Annotated in this window: 21 protein-coding genes; 8 read left to right on the forward strand and 13 right to left on the reverse strand. The window is 71.9% G+C overall.

All coding sequences use genetic code 11. The features are described 5' to 3' along the window. The first annotated feature begins 3 nt into the window (after positions 1 to 3). Positions 4 to 1566 carry a SulP family inorganic anion transporter gene (locus tag BAY60_RS21040; protein WP_112282781.1) on the forward strand — a complete coding sequence of 521 codons (1563 nt, stop codon included), beginning with the start codon at positions 4 to 6 and terminating at the stop codon, positions 1564 to 1566. A 16-nt stretch (positions 1567 to 1582) separates the two neighbouring features. Here the strand turns inward: BAY60_RS21040 and BAY60_RS21045 are convergent, their stop codons facing one another. Then, complete coding sequence (locus BAY60_RS21045) at positions 1583 to 2464, reverse strand: CPBP family intramembrane glutamic endopeptidase (RefSeq protein ID WP_245992729.1); 882 nt, start codon at positions 2462 to 2464, stop codon at positions 1583 to 1585. Then, the gene (locus BAY60_RS21050; RefSeq protein WP_112282782.1) at positions 2383 to 4116 is read right to left on the reverse strand and encodes an alpha/beta hydrolase; all 1734 of its coding nucleotides are present in this window, start codon (positions 4114 to 4116) and stop codon (positions 2383 to 2385) included. Before BAY60_RS21050 ends, BAY60_RS21045 begins: the two co-directional genes overlap by 82 nt. Before the next feature lie 130 nt (positions 4117 to 4246). Between BAY60_RS21050 and BAY60_RS21055 the strand changes: the two genes are divergently transcribed. Continuing rightward, positions 4247 to 4717, forward strand: coding sequence for a DUF6069 family protein (locus BAY60_RS21055; RefSeq protein WP_112282783.1), 471 nt, complete (start codon positions 4247 to 4249; stop codon positions 4715 to 4717). Between the two features lie 11 nt (positions 4718 to 4728). Here BAY60_RS21055 and BAY60_RS37255 read toward each other — a convergent pair whose 3' ends face one another. The 6 genes from BAY60_RS37255 to BAY60_RS21080 form a co-directional block, all read right to left on the reverse strand. Next, the gene (locus tag BAY60_RS37255; RefSeq protein WP_170160497.1) at positions 4729 to 4896 is read right to left on the reverse strand and encodes a hypothetical protein; all 168 of its coding nucleotides are present in this window, start codon (positions 4894 to 4896) and stop codon (positions 4729 to 4731) included. A gap of 33 nt (positions 4897 to 4929) precedes the next feature. Further along, positions 4930 to 6318 (reverse strand): MBL fold metallo-hydrolase, encoded by a 1389-nt coding sequence (locus tag BAY60_RS21060; RefSeq protein WP_112282784.1) that lies wholly within the window; start codon positions 6316 to 6318, stop codon positions 4930 to 4932. A 111-nt stretch (positions 6319 to 6429) separates the two neighbouring features. Next, positions 6430 to 8163, reverse strand: coding sequence for a glycoside hydrolase family 15 protein (locus BAY60_RS21065; protein ID WP_112282785.1), 1734 nt, complete (start codon positions 8161 to 8163; stop codon positions 6430 to 6432). Continuing rightward, positions 8160 to 11300 (reverse strand): FAD-binding and (Fe-S)-binding domain-containing protein, encoded by a 3141-nt coding sequence (locus tag BAY60_RS21070; RefSeq protein ID WP_112282786.1) that lies wholly within the window; start codon positions 11298 to 11300, stop codon positions 8160 to 8162. The genes BAY60_RS21065 and BAY60_RS21070 overlap by 4 nt, the downstream gene beginning before the upstream one ends. A 16-nt stretch (positions 11301 to 11316) precedes the next feature. Continuing rightward, positions 11317 to 12456, reverse strand: coding sequence for an enolase C-terminal domain-like protein (locus BAY60_RS21075; RefSeq protein WP_112282787.1), 1140 nt, complete (start codon positions 12454 to 12456; stop codon positions 11317 to 11319). Then, complete coding sequence (locus BAY60_RS21080; protein ID WP_112282788.1) at positions 12456 to 14255, reverse strand: thiamine pyrophosphate-requiring protein; 1800 nt, start codon at positions 14253 to 14255, stop codon at positions 12456 to 12458. Before BAY60_RS21080 ends, BAY60_RS21075 begins: the two co-directional genes overlap by 1 nt. A 263-nt stretch (positions 14256 to 14518) precedes the next feature. Between BAY60_RS21080 and BAY60_RS21085 the strand changes: the two genes are divergently transcribed. Next, positions 14519 to 15676 carry an HNH endonuclease signature motif containing protein gene (locus BAY60_RS21085; RefSeq protein WP_112282789.1) on the forward strand — a complete coding sequence of 386 codons (1158 nt, stop codon included), beginning with the start codon at positions 14519 to 14521 and terminating at the stop codon, positions 15674 to 15676. A gap of 159 nt (positions 15677 to 15835) precedes the next feature. Beyond that, complete coding sequence (locus tag BAY60_RS21090) at positions 15836 to 17947, forward strand: heavy metal translocating P-type ATPase (RefSeq protein WP_112282790.1); 2112 nt, start codon at positions 15836 to 15838, stop codon at positions 17945 to 17947. Positions 17948 to 18013: 66 nt separating this feature from the next. Here the strand turns inward: BAY60_RS21090 and BAY60_RS21095 are convergent, their stop codons facing one another. The 4 genes from BAY60_RS21095 to BAY60_RS21110 form a co-directional block, all read right to left on the reverse strand. After that, positions 18014 to 18307, reverse strand: a complete 294-nt coding sequence (locus BAY60_RS21095) for a hypothetical protein (protein WP_112282791.1) — start codon at positions 18305 to 18307, stop codon at positions 18014 to 18016. Positions 18308 to 18351: 44 nt separating this feature from the next. Continuing rightward, a complete protein-coding gene (locus tag BAY60_RS21100; protein ID WP_112282792.1) occupies positions 18352 to 19896 on the reverse strand; it encodes a carbamoyltransferase C-terminal domain-containing protein in 1545 nt (514 codons plus the stop codon). A 51-nt stretch (positions 19897 to 19947) separates the two neighbouring features. After that, positions 19948 to 20184 (reverse strand): hypothetical protein, encoded by a 237-nt coding sequence (locus BAY60_RS21105; RefSeq protein WP_112282793.1) that lies wholly within the window; start codon positions 20182 to 20184, stop codon positions 19948 to 19950. A 71-nt stretch (positions 20185 to 20255) separates the two neighbouring features. Next, entirely contained in the window at positions 20256 to 21305 is a 1050-nt protein-coding gene (locus tag BAY60_RS21110) for a S1C family serine protease (RefSeq protein ID WP_112282794.1), read from the reverse strand. 146 nt (positions 21306 to 21451) lie between these two features. On the opposite strand from BAY60_RS21110, the gene BAY60_RS21115 reads away from it, so the two are divergent. From BAY60_RS21115 to BAY60_RS21130, 4 genes are read left to right on the forward strand one after another with little or no spacing between them, the layout of a single operon-like run. Then, entirely contained in the window at positions 21452 to 21814 is a 363-nt protein-coding gene (locus BAY60_RS21115) for a hypothetical protein (protein WP_112282795.1), read from the forward strand. 46 nt (positions 21815 to 21860) lie between these two features. Further along, entirely contained in the window at positions 21861 to 22385 is a 525-nt protein-coding gene (locus tag BAY60_RS21120; RefSeq protein ID WP_112282796.1) for a YflT domain-containing protein, read from the forward strand. After that, complete coding sequence (locus BAY60_RS21125) at positions 22375 to 22929, forward strand: DUF4232 domain-containing protein (RefSeq protein WP_112282797.1); 555 nt, start codon at positions 22375 to 22377, stop codon at positions 22927 to 22929. The genes BAY60_RS21120 and BAY60_RS21125 overlap by 11 nt, the downstream gene beginning before the upstream one ends. A gap of 34 nt (positions 22930 to 22963) precedes the next feature. Continuing rightward, entirely contained in the window at positions 22964 to 24151 is a 1188-nt protein-coding gene (locus tag BAY60_RS21130; protein ID WP_112282798.1) for a site-2 protease family protein, read from the forward strand. 22 nt (positions 24152 to 24173) lie between these two features. On the opposite strand, the gene BAY60_RS21135 is transcribed toward BAY60_RS21130, so the two are convergent. Further along, positions 24174 to 25214, reverse strand: a complete 1041-nt coding sequence (locus BAY60_RS21135; protein WP_112283501.1) for a zinc-dependent alcohol dehydrogenase family protein — start codon at positions 25212 to 25214, stop codon at positions 24174 to 24176. Positions 25215 to 25226: the final 12 nt, after the last annotated feature.

The raw sequence follows: 25226 nt of genomic DNA on the forward strand, positions 1-25226 counted from the left end.
GCCGTGACCACCGCGCGCAAACCGGCGCCGAGCCCGTCCCGGCGGCCCGGCGTGGCGAGGACCCTACTCGCCGACGCCGTGGCCGGCATCAGCGTGGCGATGGTGGGGATCCCGCAGTCGCTCGCCTACGCCGAGCTCGCCGGGATGCCCCCGGTCGCCGGCCTGTACGCGGGCGCGGTGCCGCCGCTGCTCGCCGCCGTCTTCGCGTCCTCGCCGTACCTGCAGACCGGGCCGGTCGCGATCACCGCGCTGCTCACGTTCGGCACGCTGAGCACCATGGCCGAGCCCGGCAGCCCGGAGTACGTCGGCCTCGGCCTGGCCCTCGCGTTCGTCGTGGGGGCCGTGCGCGTGGCGCTCGGGCTGGTGCGAGCGGGCTGGCTGGCGTACCTGATGTCGCAACCGATGCTGCTCGGCTTCGTGCCCGCCGCCGCGGTCCTCATCGCGTGCTCGCAGCTGCCGAAGGCGCTGGGTGTCTCCTCGCCCCCGGACCGCGGCAACGACATCCTCGAGGCGGCGTGGGCGGTGGCCCATCCGGGGCAGTGGGGCCTGCCCGCGCTGGCGTTCGCGGTGCTGAGCGCACTGGTCATCGTCGGAGGGCGGCGCCTGCACCGGCTGTTTCCCGGGGTGCTGGCCGCCGCGGTGCTCGGGATCGTGGCCTCGGCGGTCCTCGGCTACCGGGGCGCGGTGGTGGGCGCCGTGCCCGCAGGGCTCCCGCCGTTCACGCTCGACGACCTCCCGTGGGACCGGCTGCCGGAGCTGATCCTGCCGGGCGTGGTCATCGCGCTCATCGGGTTCACCGAGGCGGCCTCGATCGCCCGCCGGTTCGCCACCGAGGAACGGGTCCGCTGGAGCGCCGACCGGGAGTTCGTCAGCCAGGGGGTCGCCAACCTGACCGCCGCCGCGGTGGGAGGCATGCCATGCGGGGGCTCGTTCTCGCGCAGCTCGGTCAACCGGATGTCCGGCGCCAGAACCCGATGGTCCGGCGCGTTCACCGGGCTTGCCGTGCTGGCGTTCCTGCCGCTGGCCGGGATCCTGCGCCCGCTGCCGCTCGCCGTGCTCGGCGCGATCGTCGTGGTGGCGGTCGCCGGGCTCCTGCGGTTCCGGCCGCTGCTGCGGCTGTGGCGGCTTTCGCGTCCGCAGGCGCTCATCGCCTGGAGCACGTTCCTCGCCACCATGCTGCTGGCGCCCAGGATCGATCTCGCGGTGCTGGCGGGCATCGCGTTGTCGATCGTGGTGTTCCTGTGGCGCATGCTGCACCTCGAGGTCGACGTCGAGGCACCGGACGGCACGCTGACCCTGACCCCGCGCGGCGTGTTGTGGTTCGGCACCGCGCAGCGCCTGGACGCCGCGCTGCTCGACGCGCTCGCCGCCCATCCCGCGGCCACGCGGCTCGTCGTGAACCTCGGCGGGCTCGGCCGCGTCGACACCACGGGCGCGCTGGTGCTGCGGTCGATGCTGGACCATGCCCGCGAGGCAGGCCTGGAGGCCGAGGTGCGGGGTGTGCCGCCGCAGTCGAGGGCGCTCACCGAACGCATCCTGGGCCCGGACACCGGACCGCTGGACTGACGGTTTCGCCGCGCGCTCAGGTGGCGTGGGCCGCCCACAGCAGCGACGACAACAGCACGCCGAGGCCGTTGGTGGCCCAGTGCATGCCCGCCGAGGCCAGCACGCTGCCGCTGCGCCTGCGCAGTTCGCTGAACAGCACGCCCGCCACCGCGGTGAAGAGAACGACACCGGTGACGATGAGGACCTGAGCGGTGGGCCCGCTGCCGAGGACGTTGCCGAGCGCCTGGTTCTGCTCGCCGAGATGCAGCGACGGCAGGATGTGCCACAGCCCGAACAGCGTCGACGACAGGCCGACGGCCCAGACCGTGCCGAGCGGGCGCTTCAGCATCCCGAGCAGCACGCCACGGAAGGCGATCTCCTCCAGCAGCACGGTGTTCAGCGGGATGATGACGAGCGCGGTGAGCAGTGCCGAGCCGAGCGCCATGTCGTAGCGGACGTCGAGAAAGCTCGACGAGGTCCACGGCAGCAGGGCGCCGACCACGTACACCGTGGCGACCACCGCCACCGCGATCCCGCCGTAGAGCGCGCCCTTGCGCCAGCTCCGGCGGCTCAGGCCGAGGTCGTGCCAGGAAAGGCCGAGGCGCCGGGCGACGCCGACGAGCACCACGGCCACGGCGGGACCGGCGACCAGCCCGATGCCGGGTGGGCCGAGCTTGGTGATGAGGTGGACACCGACGAGGAGTGCCAGTACCAGTCCCAGGGCCAGGATCTGGCGGAGTCTTCCCGGAGCGGAGGCCGTCGGGGTGCCCGGGCTCGCGGTGTTCGGTGTGGCGTCGATACCCTCCAGGGTACGCGCGAGCGCGGGTTCGCGCCGCCTCAGCGGCGTTCCCGCAGCAGTGCCTCCAGCCGGGCCGTGTCGTCGCCGGTCCAGCCCGGCGGCGGCGCGATCGCCAGCCACGCGGTCACGGCCATCTCCCGGTACCGGTGGCCGAAGCCGGACGGCATGTCGTTGGCGAGGCCGAGGTCCGCGGTCAGCTGCGCGAACGTGATGAACGGGTACCAGCGCAGGCCTCCGTCGGCGGGCTGGGCTCCGCGCTCGGTGATCCAGGTCGGCTTGCCCACCAGCAGATCCGGTGACCACCAGACCACCGGGTCGGAGGCACGCTGCAGGTAGAGCACGCGCGGCCACATCCACGGTCCTGCGGGGCGGCCGAGGTCGGCCGCCCGGTGGGCGAACCGCACGGCGGCCCCGCCGCCGTAGACCGGCAACGCCTCCGGCGAGCCCGGGTCGCGGCCGCGCACGAGCTCGTGCCAGATCGGGCTGTTGTGGGGCGGTCCCACGAGCAGCACGCCGTCCGTGCGCGCCCGCATGTCGGTGAGGTCGCGGAAGGCGGCCTCCGCGCCGTAGGCCCCGAGGCTCTCCCCGAACACGAGCAGGCGCGGCCGCTCGGCCGGGGGCACTCGCGACCAGCGCGCGCGCACCTGCTCGAAGAGCTCCCGGCCCGCGGTCCGTGCCTGGCTGCCGTCCAGCACGAACGACAGCCAGCTGGGCAGGTACGAGTACTGGATGGTGGCCACGGCCGTGTCGCCGTTGTACAGGTATTCCAGGGCGGTCAGGAACTCGTCGTCCACCCACCCGGTCCCGGTGGAGGTCACGACGGCGAGCACCTCCCGGGAGAACGCGCCGGTGCGCTCCAGCTCGCGCACGGCGAGCGCCGCCGCGTCGCGGATCGACGGCGCCGACTCCAGCCCCGCGTACACGCGCACGGGCGTGCTCGCGGGGCGGCCGCTGAACCGGGCCAGGTCGGCGGCGGCGGGCCCGCTCGCGATGAACGCCCTGCCGTCGCGGCCCAGCGACTCCCACGGCACCAGCGAGGCGGGGCTTCCGGAGCGCTCGGCAGCGACCGGGCGCGTGACCCCCTCCGGGGTGAGATGGTTGCTGGTGCGGAAGTTGTCGTTCGCCACGGCGAGCAGGCCGTAGCCGACCGTGAGCTGAACCAGCGCCACCAGGATGGTCACCGCGATGGCCGCCGTGCGCCGCGCGGTCACCGGGCGCAACCGGCGGGCCAGCACGCGGCCGAACCTGCGTGCCGCGCGCCCGCGGACGCGGGCCACCGCCAGCAACTCCAGAAAGATCACGACGGCGATCAGCGGGACCGCCAGGTACGGCAGCGTGGCCGGCACGGGAAGGCCCATCAGCGCAGACAGCTCCCGCTGCCAGACCGCGCCGAGGTAGGCGAAGGACGCCAGCAGCGGCCCCGCGGTGTAGCCGAGCATCCGCCAGGCCAGCTCGCCCAGCCGGGCGTCGGCACGTCGCCGCCACAGCCGCCTGCCCACAGCGCCGAGGCAGACGCCCAGCAGGTATCCGATGCCCACGGCGAGCCCGCTGATGAGCCCCTGCAGCAGCCATGGGCGGGGCAGCAGCGACGGCGTCAGCGACACACAGTAGAAGCACAGCCCGAACACCGCGCCGAGAAAGTCGACGTGCTCGCGCAGCGTGGGGTGCCGTCGCAACGCAGCGGCTGCCGCGGCGGCCCGGCGGTCGGTGCGGCTCCACGGCGAAAGCAGCGGGGGCAGCGGTGTCGTCGCGATGTCCGGTTCCCGCAGCACCCGTCCACGGTGCCGGGCCGCGGCGGCTCCTGGTCAGGGCTGGACGGACCCTGCTGCTGGAGTCCAACGGCGCGGTGGCGGGTTCCTTCGCCCCTGCCGGGCGACGCGGTGTCCCGGTCAGTGTCGGCCCATGAAGACTGAGGTGAACGCGAGACGGCTGTGGGCAGGCGGCGCGGCGAGCGCGTGTGTGGCGGCGCTGGTCGCGGTGGTGGGCATTCTCATCGCGCGGGGCATCGCCCATGTCGCCGTGCTCGCACCGCGGGGCGAGGGCGTGTGGGTGGGCGCCAACACGATCACCTATGCCCTGGGCGCGGCCGGGGTGGCGCTGCTCGCCACGGCGGTGCTGCACGTGCTGCTGGTGACGGCGCCGAGGCCCCGGCTGTTCTACGGCTGGATCATGGTTCTGTTCACCGCCATCGCGATCGTGCTGCCGCTGAGCCTGTCCTACGACCTCGGCGCGCGGGTGGCCACGGCCCTGATCAACCTGGCGATCGGGTTCGCGATCGTCGTGACGCTGGAGGGGGTCGCCAGGGCCGCCCTGCTGGAGAGCCGCCCCGGCGACCGGTCGTCCTACGAGAACGACCCGTTCGGACGCCGCTGACCGGGTGCTGGTCAGCGACGGCGGAAGAGCCGTCGCACCGTGCCGGGCTCGCGCTTGCCGTCCTGGGCGCAGGAACAGCGCCGGGACATGGGGACGTCGCCGAGCACCTGCTCGACGTGCTGCCCGCAACCGCGGTAGGTGGGCTTGCCGCAGCGGGAACAGGTGGTGCGCTGACACATGGTTTCTTGGTTCCTTTCGTTCTCCGGGTGCGTTCAGGCCCCGGCAGGCAAGAGCAGCTGGGACCAGGCCCCGTATCCACCGATCAGGTCGGAGACGTCGGAGCGGCCTTTCGCGCGCAGCAGGCTCGCCGCGACAGAGGATCGCGTCCCGCCCGCGCAGTAGACGACGAGCGGTGCCGCCGCGGGCACCTGGCCGAGCCGCTTCGGCAGCTCGGCCAGCGGGATGTGCAGTGACCCGTCGATGCGGCCCCCGGCGAGTTCGCCGGCGTTGCGCACGTCGAGCACCACGGGTTCGACCTCGCCGCCGCGGGCCTGCCGCAGTTCGCGCGCGGTGAGCCGGCTCGCCCTGGTCAGCTCACCCTCCATGGCGGGGAACACGGCTTCCGGCTCGGGCAGGTGTCCGGCCACGGTGTCGAGGCCGATCCGGGCCAGGCGGACGACCACCTCCTCCTCGCGGCCGTCGGGAGCGACGATGAGAATCGGCCTGCCCGGCTCCAGCACCGTCCCCGCCAGCTCGGCGAACCGGCCGTCGGCGGGGACGTTCAGCGAGCCCCGCAGGTGTCCCGCCGCGAACTCGTGCGGCTCGCGTGCGTCCACGACGACCGCGCCGTCGGCCCGCAGGGCGAGGAACTCGTCGGCGGTGAGGGGGCGCAGGCGGCGGTCGGTGTCGAGCAGCTCCCGGCGCTTGCGGTTCAGCACGGCGTCGTAGCCGAAGTAGCCGGGTGCCGAGGGCTGGCCCTCGGTGACGATCGCGACGAAGTCCTCCTCGGTCATCGGGGCGCAGGCGTAGTTCATCAGCCGCTGCAGGCCGATCGTCGACTGCCGTTCGGTGGAGAGGTTCTTCCCGCAGGCCGACCCGGCGCCGTGGGCGGGGAACACGCGCACCTCGTCGGGCAGCGCCATCAGCTTGTGCTGGACACTGTCGTACAGCATCCTGGCGAGCTCGTCGGCGGTCGAGCCGAGCGAGGCCAGCAGGTCCGGGCGTCCCACGTCGCCGATGAACAGTGCGTCACCGGTCAGCACGCCGTAGGGCACGGAGTCCCCAGTGTGCTCGTAGACGAGGACGCTGATCGACTCGGGTGTGTGCCCGGGGGTCTCCAGGATCTCCAGCACCACGTCACCGAGGGGGATCCGTTCGCCGCCGGTCAGTGCGCGGACGTCGAACTCCGTTCCCGAGGCGCGGCGGCCGTAGCCGATCCACGCGCCGGTGCGTTCGGCGAGCTCCAGGTGCCCGGAGACGAAGTCGGCGTGGAAGTGGGTGTTGACGACGCCCTCGATGCGCAACCCGCGTGCGTGGGCGTCGGCAAGGTACTCCCCGACGTCACGGCGCGGGTCAACGACCACGGCACGTCCCGTGGTCTCGTCACCGATGAGGTAGGAAGCCTGGGACAGGCAGTCGAGGTAGTACTGGGTGAAGATCATGGTTTTCCTTCGCATGTCGTCCATACCCCCCGGGGTATATCCACGGTAGCGACATGCCCGGAAACGCGCAAACGAGGCCGGCTCGGCCGACGTACTGCTGGGGGAGGGCGCTCAGGTGCGGGTCAACGCGCACGACGCCTGCAGCATCAGCGCGTGCACGAACAGCTGGGGCAGGTTGCCGCGCAGCTGGTGCTGCACCACGTCGTACTCTTCGGCGTAGAGGCCGGGCGGCCCGCACGCCGCCCTGCTGCGTTCGAACCAGCCCCTGGCCTCGACGACTTCGCCCTGCTGCAGGCACGCCAGCGCGGTGAAGAACCCGCACAGCAGGAACGCGCCCTCGGCCGCATGAAGCGGCCTTTCGTCGTGCCGGAACCGGTAGACGTAGCCGTCCTCGGTGAGCTGCTCGCGCACCGCCTGCAACGTCGCGGTGCTGCGCGGGTCCTGCGCGGGCACGCCCCCCCGGATCGCCGGCAGCAGCAGCGCGGCGTCCACCCTGGGGTCGTGCGGGGAACGCTGCCAGCGCCCGTCCGGGTGCAGGCAGTCGCTCGCGGCGTCGGCGACGATCGCGTCGGCGAGCGCACTCCACGACGCGGCGTCACCGCGGCCCGGCTCCACGGCGGCGATCGCCCGCAGGCCGGACGCGCAGATGAGCCGCGAGTGGGCCCAGTGGTCGTCCTCCAGCTCCCAGACACCCGCGTCGGGCTCTCCCCAGCGCTTCTCGATCCCCGACACGGCCGTCTCCACGGCCTGCCACCGTGTGCTGTCCAGCCGGCCGCGCCTGCCCGCGGCCGCGAGCACCAGCAGCACCTCGCCGAGCGCGTCCAGCTGGAACTGGGCGCCTGCCCGGTTACCCGTCTTCGGCACCCCGCCCGGGTACCCGGGCAGCCCCTCGATCGGGCGCTCGGGCGGCACCGGGTCACCACTGACGGTGTACACGGGACGCAGCGACGCGCCGTCGGCCAGCAACCGTTCCACGAGCCAGTCCACGTGCCGGTCGAACAGCCGGTCGTCACCGGCGGCCGCGAGGGCCTGCGCGGCGTAGCTCTGGTCGCGGATCCACGTGTAGCGATAGTCGTAGTTGCGGCCCGCGCGGGCCCGCTCGGGCAGCGACGTGGTGGCCGCTGCGACCACACCGCCATGGTCGCTCGTCATCCCCCGGTGCACGGCATAGGCGAGCCGCGCGTCGCGGTCGCCGATGACGCCGTCGAGACGCGGCACCTCCGCGCGCCACTTGTGCTCGGTGACCTCCCAGGCCCGATCGGGATCCGGTGGCGGCCCCTCGAACGGCCGCTCGGAGATCTCCAGCACGAAATCGTGGGTGGACCCGCCGGGCACCGCCATCCGCGCCGCCAGGCCCGGTCCCGCGGCCTTGGCCTCGGGACAGCCCGACCAGCGCAGGTACAGCCCGCCGAGCCGCGCGTGCCAGACGCCGTCGTCCCGGGCCAGCTCCCGCATCGGCTCACGGCCGAAGTCGGACCTCGGGTCGAGCGCCACGTCCACCTCGGCGTCCCCGTCGAGGGCGTGCACCTGCCGCAGCAGCACCAGCCGCCCGGTGCCGCCCGGCAGGGCCATCGCCTCCCGGGACTCGATCGCGCCGCCGGACAGCCGCCAGCGCGACCGCCAGATCAGCGACCCGTCCTCGTAGAAGCCGCCGGGCACGAACCACGGATCGGCGGGACGGATCGTGTAGTGACCATGCCCGCCGAGCAGCCGCGCGAAGACGGACTCGGAGTCCCAGCGCGGCGCGCACAGCCACACGATCTCGCCGCGCTGCCCGATGAGCGCGCCGCGTTCGCCGTCGGCCAGCAGCGCGTAGTCGCGCAGGACATGCGGCCCCGGAGTCATCGCCGCTTCCCCCGCCAGGCCCGCGCGCCGGTCACCGTCGCCGCGGTGACGGCCGCGGCGACGGCGCCCACGGTGCCTGCCCGCGCCGCGCGCCGTGCGGGCGACGGCTCCGGCTTGCCCGGCAGCCCGTGTTCCCCCGAGCGGGCCATCCGCATCACCTGGGCGGTGTGCAGCGCCGTGCGTCCTGTGCCCGCGTCGGCGATCTGCGAGGAACACGAGAACCCGTCGGCCACGACCAGCGTGGAGGGGTCGGCCTCCCGGACTGCGGGCAGCAGCGCCTGCTCCCCGCAGTCCATCGAGATGTCGTACTTGCCGTCCTCGAAACCCCACGACCCGGCCAGCCCGCAGCAGCCGCCCTTGAGGTTCTGCACCGAAAGGCCCATGTCCTCCAGCAGCTCCCGCTCGGGGTCCATGCCACCGGTCGCGCGCTGGTGGCAGTGTCCCCACAGCAGCGCATCGCCGGAGGCCTCCGGCGGTTCGATGCCGAAGGTGCGGAAGAACTCCGGGAAGTGGTAGGCGTTGGCGGCCAGCCTCCGTGCGTCGTCGTCGTGCGGCATCATCCGGAACAGCTCGTCCTTGAACACGGCGAGGCAGCTCGGTTCCATGCCGACGATCGGGACGTCCTCTCGCAGGTAGGGACGCAGCTGGTCGAGCACGCGGGCGAGGTAGCGCTGTGCGAGGTCGAGGAAGCCGTAGTCGTAGAGCGGCCTGCCGCAGCACACGTGTGCCTGTGGCATGATGACGCGCCACCCGGCGGCCTCGATCTCCTCGACGCAGGCCACGCCGACATCGGTGTGCAGGTGGTTGTTGAAGGTGTCGGGGAACAGCACGACCGGCCTGCCGTGCGGGTTCGCCGTGCCGCCCCGGCGGCGGAACCACTCCTGCAGCGTCATCGGCGCGAACGCGGGCAGTGGCCGCTTCTGGTCGAGGCCGGCGACGAGCTTGGTCAGCCGGGACAGCACCGGGGTCTGCGTCGCGAGGTTGGCCAGCGCGGGCACGCGGGCCGCGACGCGGGAGGCCTGGTCGATGAGGCCGAGCGCGTACGCGTGCCGCGGCCGCCAGCGCCGCCACGAACGGTAGTGGTGGTGCCGGAACTCCGCCTTGTAGGTGGGGACGTCCACCTTCACCGGACAGTCGCTGGTGCAGCCCTTGCAGGCCAGGCACAGATCGAGCGACTCGGCCACGTCCTTGGACTGCCAGCCGTCGGTGATGACGTCGCCCTGCAGCATTTCGAACAGCAGCCTGGCCCTGCCGCGGGTGCTGTGCTTCTCCTCGCGCGTGACCTGGTAGCTGGGACACATGGTCTGCGTGGCCGTCGGGTTGCGGCACTTGCCGATGCCGACGCAGCGCAGGCCGGCGTGGGCGAAATCGCCGCGCTCCTCGCCGTAGAACATGGTGGTGTCGGGCCGCCACGGGTTGTAGTCCGTGCCGAGCCGCAGGTCCTCGTCGAGGGGGTAGGCGTCGACGACCTTGCCGGGGTTCATCTTGTACTCGGGGTCCCAGATCGCCTTGAACTCGCGCATCGCCTGCAGGAGCCGGGGCCCGTACTGCTTCTCGAGCAGTTCGCCGCGTTGCTGGCCGTCGCCGTGCTCGCCCGAGAGGCTCCCGCCGAAGGACACCACGAGGTCGGCGGCGTCCTCCAGGAAGGCGCGGTAGGTGCGGATACCGGAGCGGCTGCGCAGATCGAAATTGATGCGGGAGTGCACGCAGCCCTGAGCCAGGTGGCCGTACATGGCGCCGCTGAGGCCGTACTCGGCCATCTTCTCCTGGAGCGCGGCTAGGTACTCGCCGATCCGCTCGGGCGGCACCGCCGAGTCCTCCCAGCCGGGCCAGTTGTCCCTGCCGTGCGCGAACGCGGTGCCGCCGAGGCCGCCCTCGCGGATCTCCCAGATGTCCTCGCTGTTGCCGCCCTCCTGGACGCTCTTGGCGATGAGCATGCGGTCGTCGCTGTACTTCTTCTTGCGCCGCAGCCACTCCGTGAAGCGTTCGGCCTGGGTGAGCGACTCGTCCGCGGTGTCGGCGCCGAACTGCACGAGCAGCCACGCACCCTCGGGCGCGCCGGGGAGTTCCTTGATGTCCTCGGCGTGCATGTGCTGTTCCAGCTGGCTTTCGATCAGGTCGTGGTCCAGCGCCTCCAGCCCGATCGGCCGCCATTTCTCGACGATCTCGGTGACGTGTTCGGCGGCCTGCACGATGTCGTCGTAGCGCACGACGACCAGCGTGCGCTGCCGCAGTGCCGGGGTGAGCAGCAGCGTGGAGCGCAGCACGGTCACGCAGGTGCTCTCGGTGCCGACGAGCGCCCTGGCGACGTTGAACCCGCGCTCGGGCAGCAGTTCGTCGAGGTTGTAGCCGGAGACGCGCCTCGGCACCTCGGTCACCGGGGCGAACCCGCCGCGGATCGCGTCGGCGTAGCGGTCGCGCAGATCGCGCAGCTTCGCGTAGATCTCGCCCTTGCGCCCGCCCTCCGCGATGATCGCGTCGAGCCGGTCCTCCTCGTCGACGCCGACCCAGAAGCGCTCGCCGTCGTAGGTGACGATTTCGAGGGCCTCGACGTTGTCGCTGGTGCGCGGGCCGGGGCCGTACAGCTGCGACTGCACCGAGTGGATGCCGCACGAGTTGTTGCCGATGTTGCCACCGATCGCGCACCGCGAGTGCGACGACGGGTCCGGACCGAACACCAGCCCGTACGTGCCGGTGGCGATGTTGAGCTGCTCGTTGATCACGCCGGGCTCGCAGGTCACCTGCCGCCGCTCGGGGTCGCACTCGCCGATGCCGGTGAGGTACTTGGTGTGGTCGAGCACCAGCGCGTAGTTCACCGTCTCGCCGGACAGGCTCGTGCCGCCACCGCGGTTGAGCACCGGCGCGCCGAACCGGCTCGCCACCCGGTGTGCCGCCACCACGTCGTCGAGCGTCTTCGGCACGACGACACCGATGGGCACCTGCCGGTAGTTCGACGCGTCGTTGGCGTACATCGCCAGCGAGCCACGGTCGAAGCGCACCTCGCCCTCGACCTCGGCGCGCAGGGCGCGTTCGAGGGAACGGACATCGATCCGGACCCTCCCTCGCGGTGGGCCGGGTACGGCGGGGTCGGTTTTGGCCGGGACGTCCCGCACGGCCTGCCGAGCCGTGCTCGCCATGATGGTCTCCTCTCGGTCAGGCCGCGCGGGAGCCGTGGACCCGCAACGGTTCGAGGTCCGCCCAGCGCACCTCCAGCCCCAGGCCTGCCCGGCCGGAGTCCGGGCGCAGCGCCCCGCCCCGGGGGCTGAGGGTGCCGTCGAAGGCCGTACTCTCGCAGCGGACGTGGTCGTGGAAGTACTCGAGATGCCGCAGCCGCCGCACCGCGCAGAAGGCGTGGGCCGACACGGCGGGCGCGCAGTGCGCGGACAGGTCGATCTGGTGGACGCCGGTGAGCCCGGCCACCTCCAGCAACCCGGAGATGCCGCCGCAGCGCGTGACGTCGGCCTGCAGGCAGTCCACCGCCCCCGCGCCGAGAAGGTCGGCGAAGTCCCGCGGCACGAACGCGTACTCGCCCGCCGCCACGTCGAGCCCGCCGGGTCCGCGGTCGCGCAGCAGGCGCAGGCCGGCGAGGTCGTCGGAGGTGACCGGTTCCTCGAGCCAGGACACGCCCCACTCGGCGGCGAACCGGTGAGCCCAGTACAGGGCCTGCTTGCGGGAGAGCGCGCCGTTGGCGTCGGTGTAGAGTTCCGGCTCCGCGCCGATCGCGTCGCGGACCGCGGTGAGCCGCTTCGGATCCTCCGCGGGGAATCGCGACGTCTTCAGCTTCACTCTGCCGATGCCCTGCTCGACCCAGCCTGCGAGCTGCCCGGTCAGCCGGTCGAGGGGGTAGTTGCAGAACCCGCCGCTGCCGTAGACCGGCACCTCGTCGTGATGCGCGGGCAAGGCCCGGTACAGCGGGACGTCCAGCAGGCGGGCCTTGAGGTCCCACAACGCGATGTCCACGGCGGACACCGCCATCGCGCCCGCGCCGGAGCGGCCGGCGTTGCGGATGGCGGCCGTCATCCGATGCCAGAGGGCGGGCGGCGCGAGAGCGTCCCCGCCGCGCACGACCGAGCCCAGCTTCGACTCGACGAACGTGGCGGCGGAGACGTCGCCGTAGGTGTAGCCGGTTCCGGTGCGGCCCCCGCCGTGCACCTGGACGAGAACCATGGTCGTCGAGTCCCATTCCAGGGTGCCGTCGGACTCGACGCCGTCCGGCCCGTCGGTGGGCACCGAGAACGCGTGCACGTCGACGGCGTCGACGGGCACCGTCCCGGCGTCGGCTGCGTGGGCCATCACCGGTCGCGGCCGGGCAGGTTCTCGTAGAACTCGCTCAGCTTCTGGCGGAAGCCGCGGACCCCGACGCCGATCTTCTCCGGGTCGGACATCATGGCCTTGGCCGACTTCTTACCCTGCTCCATCTTGATGTGCGGGGGCAGCGGCGGGATCTCCTGGTCCACCTTGAACTCCAGCACGACGGGGCGGTCACTGGACAGCGCCTCGCGCCACGCCTGCTCGATGCCGCCGACGTCCTCGCAGTAGATGCCACGCATGCCGAGCAGTTCGGCGTAGCGGGCGAACGGCACGTCGGGGATGTACTGCGAGCCCATGAACTTCGGGTCGCCGCCCATGGCCCGCTGCTCCCACGTGACCTGATTGAGGTCCTGGTTGTTGAACACGCAGAAGATCAGCGGTGGGGAGCCGCCGAGCTGGTCGGCGTAGCGCTGCACCGTGATCATCTCGTTCATGCCGTTCATCTGGAAGGCGCCGTCACCGACGAACGCGATGACCGGGTGGTCCGGGTAGTCGAACTTGGCCGCGATCGCGTACGGCACACCGGGTCCCATCGTGGCCAGCGTTCCGGACAGCGAGGCGCGCATCCCGTTGCGCAGCTTGAGGTGACGGGCCCACCAGTTGGTCGCCGAACCCGAGTCGGCGGTGAGGATGGCGTCGTCGGGCAGCAGGGGGGAGAGCACCTGCGCCACCGCCTGCGGATTGATCTTGCCCTCGAAGTGCTGGCCTGCACGGTCTTCGAGCGTGCGGTTCCAGGTGCGCACGTTCTTCTCGATCCGCTCGCGCCAGCCGCGGTCCTCCTTGCGCTGCAGCAGGGGGATGAGCTCCTTCAGGGTCTCCTTGGCGTCGCCGACGACGTGGGCGTCCATGGGGTAGCGAACCCCGATCATGCTGCCGTCGATGTCGATCTCGACCCCGCGGGCGCTGCCCTCGTCGGGCAGCCACTCGGCGTAGGGGAAGCTCGTGCCGACCATGAACAGGGTGTCGCAGTTCATCACCATGTCGTCGCTGGGTTCGGAACCGAGCAGACCGATGGGGCCGGTGACGAACGGCAGGTCGTCGTCGAGCACCTCACGTCCGAGCAGCGCCTTGGCGACACCGGCGCCGAGCAGTTCGGCGACCTCGATGATCTCGCTCTCCGCATGACGGGCGCCCTGGCCGACGAGCATGGCGACCTTCTGCCCCTCGTTGAGCACCTCGGCAGCCTTGGCGAGCTCCTCCTTGTTGGGCAGCACCCTCGGCTGGCTCCAGCCGACGCTGGAGTACACGGCGCCGTGGGTCTTGGGTGGCGCGGGCTGGGCCTCCTCCTCCTGCAGGTCGACCGGCACGACGATGGTCGCGACGCTGCGGGTGGTGAGCGCGGTCTTGAACGCCCTGTCGATCACGTGCCGGACCTGGCCGGGATGCATGCACGACTGGATGAACTCCGACACGTCGGCGAACAGGCTCTCCAGGTGCACCTCCTGCTGGTAGTGGGCGCCTTGGGAGATCCGCTTCTGCTGGCCGACGATGGCCACCACGGGCTGGTGGTCGAGCTTGGCGTCGTACAGGCCGTTGAGCAGGTGGATGGCGCCGGGCCCGGACGTCGCCACACAGCAGCCCACCTCGCCGGTGAACTTGGCGTGGCCGCACGCCATGAACGCGGCCATCTCCTCGTGCCTGGTCTGCACGAACTGGGGGTCGCCCTCGGCGCGGTCGAACGCGCCGAGCAGGCCGTTGATGCCGTCGCCCGGGTAGCCGTAGACGCGGTGCACACCCCATTCCCGGATGCGGTCGACGATGTAGTCAGCCACCTGCTGCATTGCTGTTCCTCCGACTCGATGCGGGATGGTCCTCGTTCGAGTTCCCGGTGCAAAGGTTGTGAAACACACTGGTCGTGATCGATGCCCCGCAGTCGCGGCCGCTGTCCTGCAGTGGTGTGCTCGGTCCGGCGAGTCGCGTCCCCGGCACCCCGGCTGTGCAGTGGTGCGTTGACGTGGCGCGTTGCGGGTCCGAGCCGCTCATCCGCTGTGTCACCCGATGGTGTACTGGGTAGTCGAACTGGTGTTCGAGTACCGTCGAGCTTATGGGGGAGACACGGATATCGCAACGGGCTCAGAGCCTGGACAAGATTGCGTCGCTGCAACGGCAGCTCGGACGCATATCGGCCGCGCTGTACCGGCGCCTGAACACGTATCTGGAGGTGGTGGGGGATCCAGCGGATGCCGCCCAGGAACTTGCGCTGGTGCTGGCGGTCAGCGTTCCGCACGCTCGCCGTGAGCTGGCGGTCGCGGAGGCGCTGGCACGGCGCCTGCCGGAGACGTTCGCCGCGCTGCGCGCCGGGGAGATCGATGCCTACAAGGCACGCAAGGTCGTCGAACCGACCGCATGTCTGACCGACGAGCAGGCCAGGGCCGTCGACCGGGGACTGGTCGGCAGGCTCGAGGGCAAGACGCCGGTCAACGTGCGGCGAGCGGTGCAACGGGTCGTGCACAAGGTCGACCCGGCCGGTGCCGCCGCACGGGCCATGCGCAGGCGCGCCGACCGGCGTGTCGAGCTGCGCCACCGGGACGAGGCCATGGCCACGGTGGCGGCAGAGCTGCCTGCCGAGGTGGCCAGCGCCGTCTACGCGAGGATCGATCGTGCGGCGCGGGGTCTTCGCTGCAAACGGGAGTCACGCTCGCTCGACCAGCTCCGCGCCGACGTGCTGACGGACCTGGTCCTGGGCGGCCAGTGCGGAACCGAAGCGACCAAGGCGGAGATCTTCGTCTACATCGACTTCCGCACGCTGGCGCAGTTGAACAACGACCCCGCCGAGCTGGCCGGTCACGGGTCGATTCCGGCCTGGCTGGCGCGGCAGATCGCGCACGATCCGTCGAGCGTCTGGCGGCGCATCGTCACCGATCCGCTCACCGGCCGTCCGGTGGATGTGGGGCGGCAGCGGTACCGCCCGCCCGTGGTCACCGGCGAGTTCGTGCGCGTCCGGGATCGTGAGTGCCGCTTCCCGGGCTGCCAGCGGCCCGCCCAGTTCGGCGACGTGGATCATCACAGGCCCTGGGGCAAGCACGGCGGCACCAACCACCGCGAGCTCATCGGCTACTGCCGCCGCCACCATCGGCTCAAGGACAAGCCTGGCTGGGACTACGGGCTGGACGGGGGCACCGGAAGGTTGACCGTCACCACGCCGGGCGGGCGGACGTACACCAGCGATCCGCCACCCCTGCACGATCCTCCGCCCGGCTGAGCGGCGCACGCACTGGAGCGCTGCGGTGCGAGGACGTGCGGTGGTTCGTCGGTCTTCCGGGCGGTCGTCCGTGTGACCTACGCCCCTTGCCGTTGGTACCCCTGCGGGGTATATTTCCGGCGGCAGTTACCCCGAGGGGGTATAAGGGAGGAGATCGCGATGCGTGGAAACGTCACCGATCACGCGACGCCGGGGCAGCACGGTCGGGCGCAGCAGGGTGACCGCCGGCATGACGGTCACGGGCACCGCGGCCACGGGCACGGTAGTCACGGGCACAGCGGCCACGACAAGCACGCCGGGCACTCGCCGGCCATGTTCCGCGACCGGTTCTGGCTGTCGCTGGTGCTGACACTTCCGGTGATCGCCTACGCGGACATGATCCAGATGTGGCTCGGCTACACGGCGCCCGCGTTCCCCGGCGCGAGCCTGATCGCGCCCGTGCTCGGCACCGCGATCTTCGCGTACGGCGGATGGCCGTTCCTGGTGGGTGCGGTGGCGGAGATCCGCGACCGCGCGCCCGGCATGATGCTGCTCATCGGCATGGCGATCTCGGTCGCCTACGTGGCCAGCCTCGCGGCCAGCATCGGCCTATTCGAGGTGGAGGTCTGGTGGGAGCTGTCACTGCTCATCGTCATCATGCTCCTCGGCCACTGGATGGAGATGCGGGCAATCGGCCAGGCCCAGGGAGCGCTGGCGGCGCTTGCCGAGCTACTGCCCGACGAGGCGGAACGCGTGCTCCCCGACGGGACGGTGACCACCGTTCGCATCAGCGACCTGTCCGTGGGCGACGTCGTGCTCGTCCGCCCCGGCGGACGCGTACCCGCCGATGGCACGATCGTCGACGGGTCCGCGGATCTGGACGAGTCCATGCTCACCGGAGAGTCCACACCGGTCACCCGCGGGGAAGGCGAGCGTGTCGTCGCCGCGAGCGTGTCCACCGACAGCTCGCTGCGGGTGCGAGTGGATGCCGTGGGCGACGACACGGCACTCGCCGGCATCCAGCGGCTGGTCGCCGAGGCACAGGAATCGAAGTCGCGGACCCAACTGCTGGCCGACCGCGCGGCCGCGCTGCTGTTCTACGTGGCCGTGGCAGTCGCTGCGGTCACCGTGCTCGCGTGGGTACTGCTCGGCGATCCCGACGCTGCGCTCGTGCGCTCGGTGACCGTGCTGATCATCGCCTGCCCGCACGCGCTCGGCCTGGCCATCCCGCTCGTGACGTCGATCTCCACGGCGAAGTCGGCCCGCAACGGCATCCTGGTGAAGGATCGCCTCGCGCTGGAACGGATGCGCGACGTGGACGCCGTCCTGTTCGACAAGACAGGCACGCTGACCGAGGGCCAGCACGCCGTCACCGGCGTCGCCGCCGTGGACGGTGACGAGGACGGCCTCGTCGCCCTCGCCGCCGCCGTCGAGTCGGACAGCGAGCATCCGCTGGCGCGGGCGATCGTTGCCGACGCCGCGCAGCGCGGTGTCACGGTGCCCGCCGCCGGGACCTTCCGCGCCATGACCGGTCGCGGTGTCGAGGCCACGATCGACGGACGGCAGGTGTCCGTGGGCGGTCCGGCGTTGCTGCGCGAGAGCGGGGTGCGCATCCCGGAGGAGCTCGGCGAGCGGGTCGCCGCATGGCAGTCGAGGGGATCGGCCGTGTTGTACGTGCTCAGCGGCGAAGGGATGCTCGGTGCGCTGGCTCTGGAGGACCAGGTCCGTGCCGAATCCCGCGCCGCGGTCGCTGCGCTGCACCGCCTCGGCATCACGGTTGCCATGGTCACCGGCGACGCGACACAGGTCGCCGAGGCGGTGGCCGCGGACCTCGGCATCGACGAGGTGTTCGCCGAGGTGCTGCCCGAGGACAAGGACTCCGTGGTGGCGGATCTGCAACGGCGCGGCCACATCGTGGCCATGGTCGGCGACGGTGTGAACGACGCGCCTGCCCTGGCGCGAGCCGACGTGGGCATCGCGATCGGCGCCGGCACGGACGTGGCCATCGAGTCCGCCGGTATCGTGCTGGCCTCCGACGACCCCCGCGCTGTGGTGGCGGCGAGGACACTGTCTGCGGCGAGCTATCGCAAGATGATCCAGAACCTGTGGTGGGCGGCGGGGTACAACCTCGCCGCGATCCCGCTCGCCGCCGGCGCGCTTGCCTGGGCCGGATTCGTGCTGCCGATGGCGGTTGGGGCTGTGCTGATGAGCCTGTCGACCGTGGTCGTCGCGCTCAACGCCCAGCTGTTGCGTAGGGTCGACCTCCGGCCCGGCCGTGCGGCGGTCGGCTGAGCGGGCGCCGGCGTTCGGGTCCGGACCACTCCGGTCCGGACCCGAACCGCTGTCGCGGCGAGGTTGTCAGGAACGCTGCCTGACACGGAAGAAGTTGCTCTCCTCACCGCCCTTGCGGTGCTCCTGGTACACGAATTCCAGCTTGCGTTCGTCGAAGGTGGACAGCCACTCCTCCCACGACACGTGCTCGAGCTTCTCCCCGCCGTAGCCGGGGAAGTCGAAGCGGAGCCTGCCGAGGTGATCGTCGTAGGTGCTGCCCGGCACGCTAGCGGGAACCGCACCCCGCTGTTCGGCCCACGCCTTGATCTCGTCGTGGTCGGTCGTCACCAGAGTCTGTCCCGGGTACTCCTCGTGCGACATGTCGCCAATCTCCTTCCTGGTGTCGAAGAGGTCGCGGTAGCGAGTCAGCAGCGGCGAAACCAGGCGTCGCCCACCACCATGTCGTCGATGCCCTGCGACTCACAGAACCGGGTCAGATCGGACAGATGGTTGATGAACCCGGTGCCTTTGAAGTTGAGTGAGGTGTTGCACAGCATGCCGGTGCCGCGTTCCGCGGCGAACGCCGTCAGCAGCTCGTGCAGCTTCGCGTTGCCGGCCTGGCTCACCGTCTGAACACGGGCGGTGCCGTCGACATGCGTGACGGCACCGAAGCCATCGGTGCGGAACCGCCGGAAGTACAGCATGTGCGGGTCGGGGGTGTCGTCGTCGAAGACGTCGGCGAGGTCCTCGACGCGGCAGCACGGCGCGATCGGCCGGTAGTCCTCGCGTTGCTTGATGGTGTTGAGCCGGTCCTTCGTCGCCGGGTCGAAAGGCTCGGCGAGCAGCGAGCGGTTGCCCAAAGCGCGGGGGCCGATCTCCCACCGCCCCTGCACCCACGCGACGATGCGCCGCTCGGCCAGCGCCGAGGCCACGGCTCGCGGATCAAGGGGTACGCAAGACCACCGCGCCGGGTCCGGGGCTGTGTCCCATTCGAATTCCAGTCCGCTGTAGACGTCCCATTCGATGTGCGGGTCGCCGGTGCTGGAGCACCAGGCGTCGATGGCCGTGCCCAGCGCCGAACCCGAGTCATTGGTGCACGGTGGCACGAACACCGACGAGAAGTAGCCTTCGGATCGCCAGCGGGCGTTCCACTCGCAGTTGAGTCCGCACCCGCCGGAGATCCGCAGTGGAATGCCGGGCGGCAGTTCCTCCTTCGCGGTGAGCGAGAACTCGGTGAACAGGCGGTCGGACAGCACGGCGGCCGCTGTGGTGGCCACTTCGGATTCGACACCGGCGTTGTACACCGGCGAGTCGCGAAACGATTCCTTCGGGGCGGGGTAGAGCGTGGGTTGGCGCAGGATGCGCTCGACGGTGTCGGTGATCGCGTCATCCGTGTGGGCGGTGTCACCGAAGGCGGCCAGCGCCATGAGCTTGCCGCTGTCGGACAGGTCGGGCACGGCGCCGGTGTCCGCGAAGGTCGGGTCGGCGAGCGCGAAGAGGAACGCATACCGGGCCCCGGGCTGATCCAGCACCGGAATCTCCCGTTGCACCGTGTAGTCCTCACCGATCAGGTAGAACGCGCCGGTGACCCCCTCCCACACGAGCACGGCCTGCTCCCGGGGTGTTTCGCTGTCCGGGGCCATGCCGAGCGCCATCATGATGTGCGAGCGGACATGTGAGGACGAGAACAGCTCGACCTGCTCGCCGAGGAAGCGGGTGCTGCGCCGCACCGGGGCAGCGACGCCGTGGTAGCCGGCGCCGACGGGCAGCCTGCCGGACTGCCAGCCGCCGAGCGCGACCACGTCGGGTACGCGGTCCAGACGTTCGGCGACGTGCAGCATGGTGCTGGGCGTGAACGGCGAGTGGCGGGGAAAGGAGTCCTTCTCGGACTCCAGGGAGAACCTCAGGCGTCCGTCGTCGAGCACGGCGATGGCCCCGTCGTGTCCCGGTTTGCAGGCCGCTACGAGCATGCCCGCCGGGTACCCTTGCGTCCGGAGGGCAAACGGCAGCGATGCGGACGGTCAGCCGCGCCGCCGGGAGTCGTCGTCGAGCGGGTAGTCGCTGAGTCCGACCGCGCCCGTCGGGCTGGCCTGCTCGCCGCGGGAGGACGCTGCCGCCCGCCCCGGCTGGGCCGGCTGGTCGGGGGACTCGTCGCCGAGTTCGTCCTTCTCGTTCTCGGCGGGGGAGGTGCGGTTCGCTTCCCGCTCGGCGAGATGCTCGACGTACTCCTGCTGCGGATCGTTCTGCTGGTCCTGCATGACCTGGCGGGTACCCGGGCGGGGGCGGTGCCGAACGTCTGCGCCTTGTCGGGTTGTCGCTGCGGCGCCCGTCAGCCCTCGCGCGAGCCGATGGTCACGTTCGTCTGCTGGCGTTGCCCGTTCCGCACGAACGTCAGCTGGTGTTGCTGGCCGGGCTCGGCCCGCCGCAACGCGGACAGGACGTCCTCGACGTTGGCGATCTGCTGGTCGTCGAACCGGACGATCACGTCGCCCCTGCGCAGGCCTGCTTCGGTGGCGGGGCCGCCGTCGTCGACGCCGAGTACGAGCGCGCCCTGTTGGGTCTGCAGGCCCAGCTGGTCCCGGATCGCGGGAGTGATCCGGCCGAGCGACACCCCGAGGTAGGCGTGGGTGGCCGTGCCGTCCTTCAGCAGCTCGTCGGCCACGTCGAGGACGGTGGCCGAGGGGATCGCGAAGCCCAGCGACACGGCACCGGCCGACGGTGGGATGTAGGCCTCGTTGATGCCGATGACGCGGCCCTGCGCGTCCAGCAGCGCGCCGCCGGAGTTGCCGGGCGAGATCGAGGCATCCGTCTGGATCAGATCGACCAGCGACTGGGTCTGGCCCGCCGATCCGGGGATCTCCCGGTGCAGCCCCGAGATGATGCCCGCCGTCACCGAGTTCTGGAACCCGAGCGGGCTGCCGATCGCCAGTGCGCGCTCGCCCTGTCGCGGCAGCTGCGTCCGATACTCCGGAACCGGCAGGTTGCCGCGCTCGGTGCGGAGCACGGCGAGGTCGGTGACCTCGTCGGTGGCGAGCACCCTCCCGCCCGACTGCGTGCCGTCGGCGTAGACCAGGGTGACCTGGCGCTGGTTCTTGACCACATGCTGGTTGGTGACCACGACGTTGTCGCGCAGCACCACACCGCTGCCGAGGCCCGAGCCGGTGCGCACGGTGACGACACTCGGCTCGACCTGCTCGACCAGGTCGGCGTAGCCGGTGTCCTGCTGGCCCTGCGCCGGCGCGCTCGTCTGCTGCTGTGCCCGCGAATCCTGCCGGCCGCCTCCGTCCGCGGTGCATCCGACGGGGGCCAGGACCAGTGCGGAGGCCGCGGCCGCCGCGAGAGCGCGCTTCCACGACCGGGGTGACGAGTGGGGCGACATGCTGGACGACTACCCGAGCACCGACCGGGTGAATCCCCGATCGCGGCCGCGGCACATCACGAAGGAAAAACGCCCTGATTCGGACACCGGCGGAGAGGGCACTCCGATCGGGAACCCGTCGTGTGCCGCCCGGAGAGGAGCCGCCCGTGCGCCCGTTCGTTCCGGCAGCCGCAACCGCCGTCGCGCTGCCGCTGCTCGCGGCCTGTGGTGACACACCACCCACCGACCGGATGCCGCCGGCCCCGCCGAGCGTGTCGTCGACGACGACGCCGACCAGCCCGCCGGCGAAGCCCGGCGAGGAGATCACCGTGCGCGGCACCGTGGCCAGCGGTGTGGAGCCGAACTGCCTGGTGCTGTCGGCCGGCGGACGGGAGTACCTGCTGCTCGAGCCGGAGCCGGTGCTGAAGCCGGGCGTGCAGGCGGTGGTACGCGGTAGGACACACCCGAACCAGGCCACGACGTGCATGCAGGGCACCCCGCTGCGGGTGCTCGACGCCTGGCGCGCCTGAGCGCTGCGGCGGGCAGCGCCCGCGAGATCACAGGAGGAGATTGGCGATGAGTACCCCGTACGAGCCCGCCACGAGGACCGCACCGCAGGAGACCGTGGGCAGCTATCCGCGGTATGCCGACGCGGAGCGCGCCGTGGACTACCTGTCCGACCACGACTTCCCGGTCGAGCGCACCGTGATCGTCGGCCGGGGACTGGAGATGGTGGAGCAGATCACCGGCCGCTACACCGTCGCCTCGGCCGCGGGCAGGGGAGCGGCGACCGGTGCGGTGGTCGGCGCCCTGTTCGGCTGGCTGTTCGGCCTGTTCGGCTGGGTGGCGCCGCTGATCGGCGACCTGTGGCTGGCGTTGTGGGGAGCGCTCTTCGGCGCGGTGGCCGGGGCGTTGATCGGCGCCGCGTTCGGGGCGGCCGGACACGCCGCGACCCGCGGCAGGCGCGACTTCAGCTCGTTCCCCGGCGTCCGGGCAGCCAGCTACGACGTACTGGCCGACACCCAGGTGGCCGACCGGGCCCGCGAGGCGTTGCAGGCCGAGGGTGCGCCAGGCGTGGGGAACACCGGCCATGCGCGCTGACCCGCGTCGCCTGCTCGCCGCGCTCGTGGCCGTTGTCACCGGGCTGACGCTCGCGGCCTGCGGCACGGCCTCGCCGCGCACCGCCGACGTCGACGGCCTGGTCCAGCCTGCGGGCGGCAAGGACGTGCCCTACTGCGGTGCGCACATGCTGCGGGGGCGCATGGCGCCCGCGGAACCCGCCGACGGTGGCAGGCAGGCGATGCTGCGGCTGACCAACACCTTCGCCGGTGCCTGCGTGCTGCAGGGCTACGGCGAGCTGCGGCTCATCGGTCCCGAGGGGCAGTCGCTGCCGACCGCGATGCGGCGCACCTCGGGTGCGGTGCCCGATCCGCTGGTCCTGGACCCGGGCGAGCGGGCCGGGATGCTGCTGCGGTGGGGCACGACGGCGGCGCCGTCGGAGCGGGGTGCCGCGCAGTGCCAGCCGGATCCCGCCTACCTGCTGGTGTCGCCGGCCCACGACAACGACCGGTTCCGCGTGAACTGGCCGTTCGGCCCGGTGTGCCGCAACGGACTGTTCCAGCTGACCGCGTTCCAGCCGATCTGATGGCGGATCGCGGCCCGACCGAAGGGCACACCGGATGACTCCGACCCTCAGGCTGGGCACCATCGCGGGCGTGCGCGTGGGCATGCACTGGAGCGTGCTCGGCATCCTCATCGTGCTCGTCGTGGGCCTGGGTTACGCCAGCTGGCCCCGGGTCCTTCCCGGCTACCCCGCCTACGCCTACGCCGTCGCCGCCCTCGTGGCGGCGGTGCTGTTCCTGGCGTCGCTGCTGGCGCACGAGCTGGCCCACGCGGTCGTCGCGCGGCGCAACGGCATCGGCGTGGAGGGCATCACGCTGTGGCTGCTCGGCGGCGTGGCGCGGCTGCGCGGTGAGACCCGCTCGCCGGGGGCGGATCTGCGGATCGCCGGGGTCGGCCCCCTGATGAGCGTGCTGGTGGGCGCCGGATTCGGCCTCGTCGCCTGGTTGTGCGCCACCGTCGACGCGCCGTCGCTGGTGTCCATCGTCCCCGCCTACCTCGCGGTGATCAACGGCGTGCTCGCGGCTTTCAACCTGATTCCGGCCGCACCGCTGGACGGCGGCCGGATCCTGCGGGCAGCGCTGTGGGCGTGGCGCGGCGACCGCACCAGGGCCGCGGTGTGGTCGGCGCGCGCGGGCCGCGGCCTCGGCCTGGCCCTGGTGTTCCTCGGTGCGTGGCGGCTGCTGTTCGACGGCGCGGGCAACGGCCTGTGGTGGATCCTCATCGGCCTGTTCATCGCGAGCATGGCCGGCGCCGAGGAACGCCAGGCCGAACTCGGCTCCGCACTCGCCGGCGTCCGCGTCCGCGACGTCATGACGCCCGGCCCCGACACCGCCGACGGCGACGCCACCGTGTCGGCGTTCCTGCACGACGTGGCGCTGGTCCGCAGGCATTCGGCCTTTCCGCTGCTCGACGAGCACGGCAGGCTCCAGGGTCTCATCACGCTGAACCGGCTCAAGTCGGTGCCCGCGGAGTGGCGCGACACCACCCGGCTCGCCGACGTGGCGTGCCCGCCTGTGGACGTGCCGCTCGCCGAGCCGGACGAGCCGCTGTCGGACCTGCTGCAACGGCTCGGCGGCTGCACCGACGGCAGGGCACTGGTCTTCTCGGACGGTGAGCTGGCAGGCATCGTCTCGCCGAGCGACATCAGCCGCATGGTGACGCTGCGCGGCATCGGCGCGGGCCGGCAGGGCACCGGCGCCGACCTGACGGGTGAGCCCTACGTTCCGCCCGGCAGGCGGATGTGAGCAACGGGCGGGACACCGCCGCTCACCGGGCCGGGTCGATCACCGTCATGCCCACGGGCGAGGCGCCGTCCAGCGCGGCGAGCGCCGGGCCGGCGTCGGCGAGCCCGATCACGTCGCCGAGCAGCCGCTCCGGCCGCAGCGTGCCGTCGGAGATCAGCGCCAGCATGGCGGGGTACTCGCTGGCGGCCATCCCGTGGGAGCCGTAGAGCTGCAGTTCCCACGCCACCACCAGGTCCATCGGCAGCGGTGGGGTGGCCGCCTCGCCGAGCAGCAGCCCCACCTGGACGTGCCTGCCGCGCCTGCGCAGGCAGCGCACCGACGACACGGCCGTGGCCGCCGACCCCAGCGCGTCGAGCGACACGGCCGCGCCACCCCCGGTGAGCTCGCGGATCGTCGCCGCCGGGTCGGGGTCCGCCGCGGCGTCGACGACGGCTTCCGCGCCGAGGTCACGGGCCAGCCGCAGCGCCGAGGTCGCGACGTCGACGGCCGCCACCCGGGCACCGAGCGCGGCGCCGATCAGCACCGCGGACAGGCCCACCCCTCCGCAGCCGTGCACCGCGAGCCACTGGCCGCGGGTGAGCCGGCCGTGCGCGGTCAGCGCACGGAACGCGGTCGCGAAGCGGCAGCCCAGCGACGCCGCCGTCACGAAGTCCACCGAGTCCGGCAGCGCGACGAGGTTCGTGTCCGCGGCGTGGATCGCGACCCGCTCGGCGAACGAGCCCGGCCCGGTGAAGCCCGGCTGCGTCTGGTATGGACAGACCTGGGCCTCGCCCGCGTGACAGTGCTCGCATCGGCCGCAACCGCAGACGAACGGCACGGTCACGCGGTCACCGGGCCGCCACCGGGTGACCTCGGGTCCCGTCCGCGCGACGGTGCCGGCGAGCTCGTGGCCGGGAACATGCGGCAGCGGCACCGGATCGTGCCCCCTCCACGCATGCCAGTCGGACCGGCACAGCCCGGTCGCGCCGACGGTGAGCACCACACCATCGGCCGGGCACACGGGCTCCGGCACGTCGGCCAGTTCGGGAACGACCCCGTGGTCGGGGTAGACGACCGCCCTCACCCGCACGGATTC

The sequence above is a fragment of the Prauserella muralis genome (assembly GCF_003202285.1).
Lineage (GTDB): Bacteria > Actinomycetota > Actinomycetes > Mycobacteriales > Pseudonocardiaceae > Prauserella_B > Prauserella_B muralis.

What these genes read in the sequence shown, in the direction of transcription:
- BAY60_RS21095 (WP_112282791.1), bottom strand. Translation starts at nt 18,307, where the DNA reads ATGTCGCACGAGGAGTACCCGGGACAGACTCTGGTGACGACCGACCAC.
- BAY60_RS21075 (WP_112282787.1), bottom strand. Translation starts at nt 12,456, where the DNA reads ATGGCCCACGCAGCCGACGCCGGGACGGTGCCCGTCGACGCCGTCGAC.
- BAY60_RS21130 (WP_112282798.1), top strand. Translation starts at nt 22,964, where the DNA reads ATGACTCCGACCCTCAGGCTGGGCACCATCGCGGGCGTGCGCGTGGGC.
- BAY60_RS21070 (WP_112282786.1), bottom strand. Translation starts at nt 11,300, where the DNA reads ATGGCGAGCACGGCTCGGCAGGCCGTGCGGGACGTCCCGGCCAAAACC.
- BAY60_RS21105 (WP_112282793.1), bottom strand. Translation starts at nt 20,184, where the DNA reads ATGCAGGACCAGCAGAACGATCCGCAGCAGGAGTACGTCGAGCATCTC.
- BAY60_RS21080 (WP_112282788.1), bottom strand. Translation starts at nt 14,255, where the DNA reads ATGCAGCAGGTGGCTGACTACATCGTCGACCGCATCCGGGAATGGGGT.
- BAY60_RS21090 (WP_112282790.1), top strand. Translation starts at nt 15,836, where the DNA reads ATGCGTGGAAACGTCACCGATCACGCGACGCCGGGGCAGCACGGTCGG.
- BAY60_RS21060 (WP_112282784.1), bottom strand. Translation starts at nt 6,318, where the DNA reads ATGATCTTCACCCAGTACTACCTCGACTGCCTGTCCCAGGCTTCCTAC.
- BAY60_RS21120 (WP_112282796.1), top strand. Translation starts at nt 21,861, where the DNA reads ATGAGTACCCCGTACGAGCCCGCCACGAGGACCGCACCGCAGGAGACC.
- BAY60_RS21085 (WP_112282789.1), top strand. Translation starts at nt 14,519, where the DNA reads ATGGGGGAGACACGGATATCGCAACGGGCTCAGAGCCTGGACAAGATT.
- BAY60_RS21065 (WP_112282785.1), bottom strand. Translation starts at nt 8,163, where the DNA reads ATGACTCCGGGGCCGCATGTCCTGCGCGACTACGCGCTGCTGGCCGAC.
- BAY60_RS21055 (WP_112282783.1), top strand. Translation starts at nt 4,247, where the DNA reads ATGAAGACTGAGGTGAACGCGAGACGGCTGTGGGCAGGCGGCGCGGCG.
- BAY60_RS21110 (WP_112282794.1), bottom strand. Translation starts at nt 21,305, where the DNA reads ATGTCGCCCCACTCGTCACCCCGGTCGTGGAAGCGCGCTCTCGCGGCG.
- BAY60_RS21100 (WP_112282792.1), bottom strand. Translation starts at nt 19,896, where the DNA reads ATGCTCGTAGCGGCCTGCAAACCGGGACACGACGGGGCCATCGCCGTG.
- BAY60_RS37255 (WP_170160497.1), bottom strand. Translation starts at nt 4,896, where the DNA reads ATGTGTCAGCGCACCACCTGTTCCCGCTGCGGCAAGCCCACCTACCGC.
- BAY60_RS21125 (WP_112282797.1), top strand. Translation starts at nt 22,375, where the DNA reads ATGCGCGCTGACCCGCGTCGCCTGCTCGCCGCGCTCGTGGCCGTTGTC.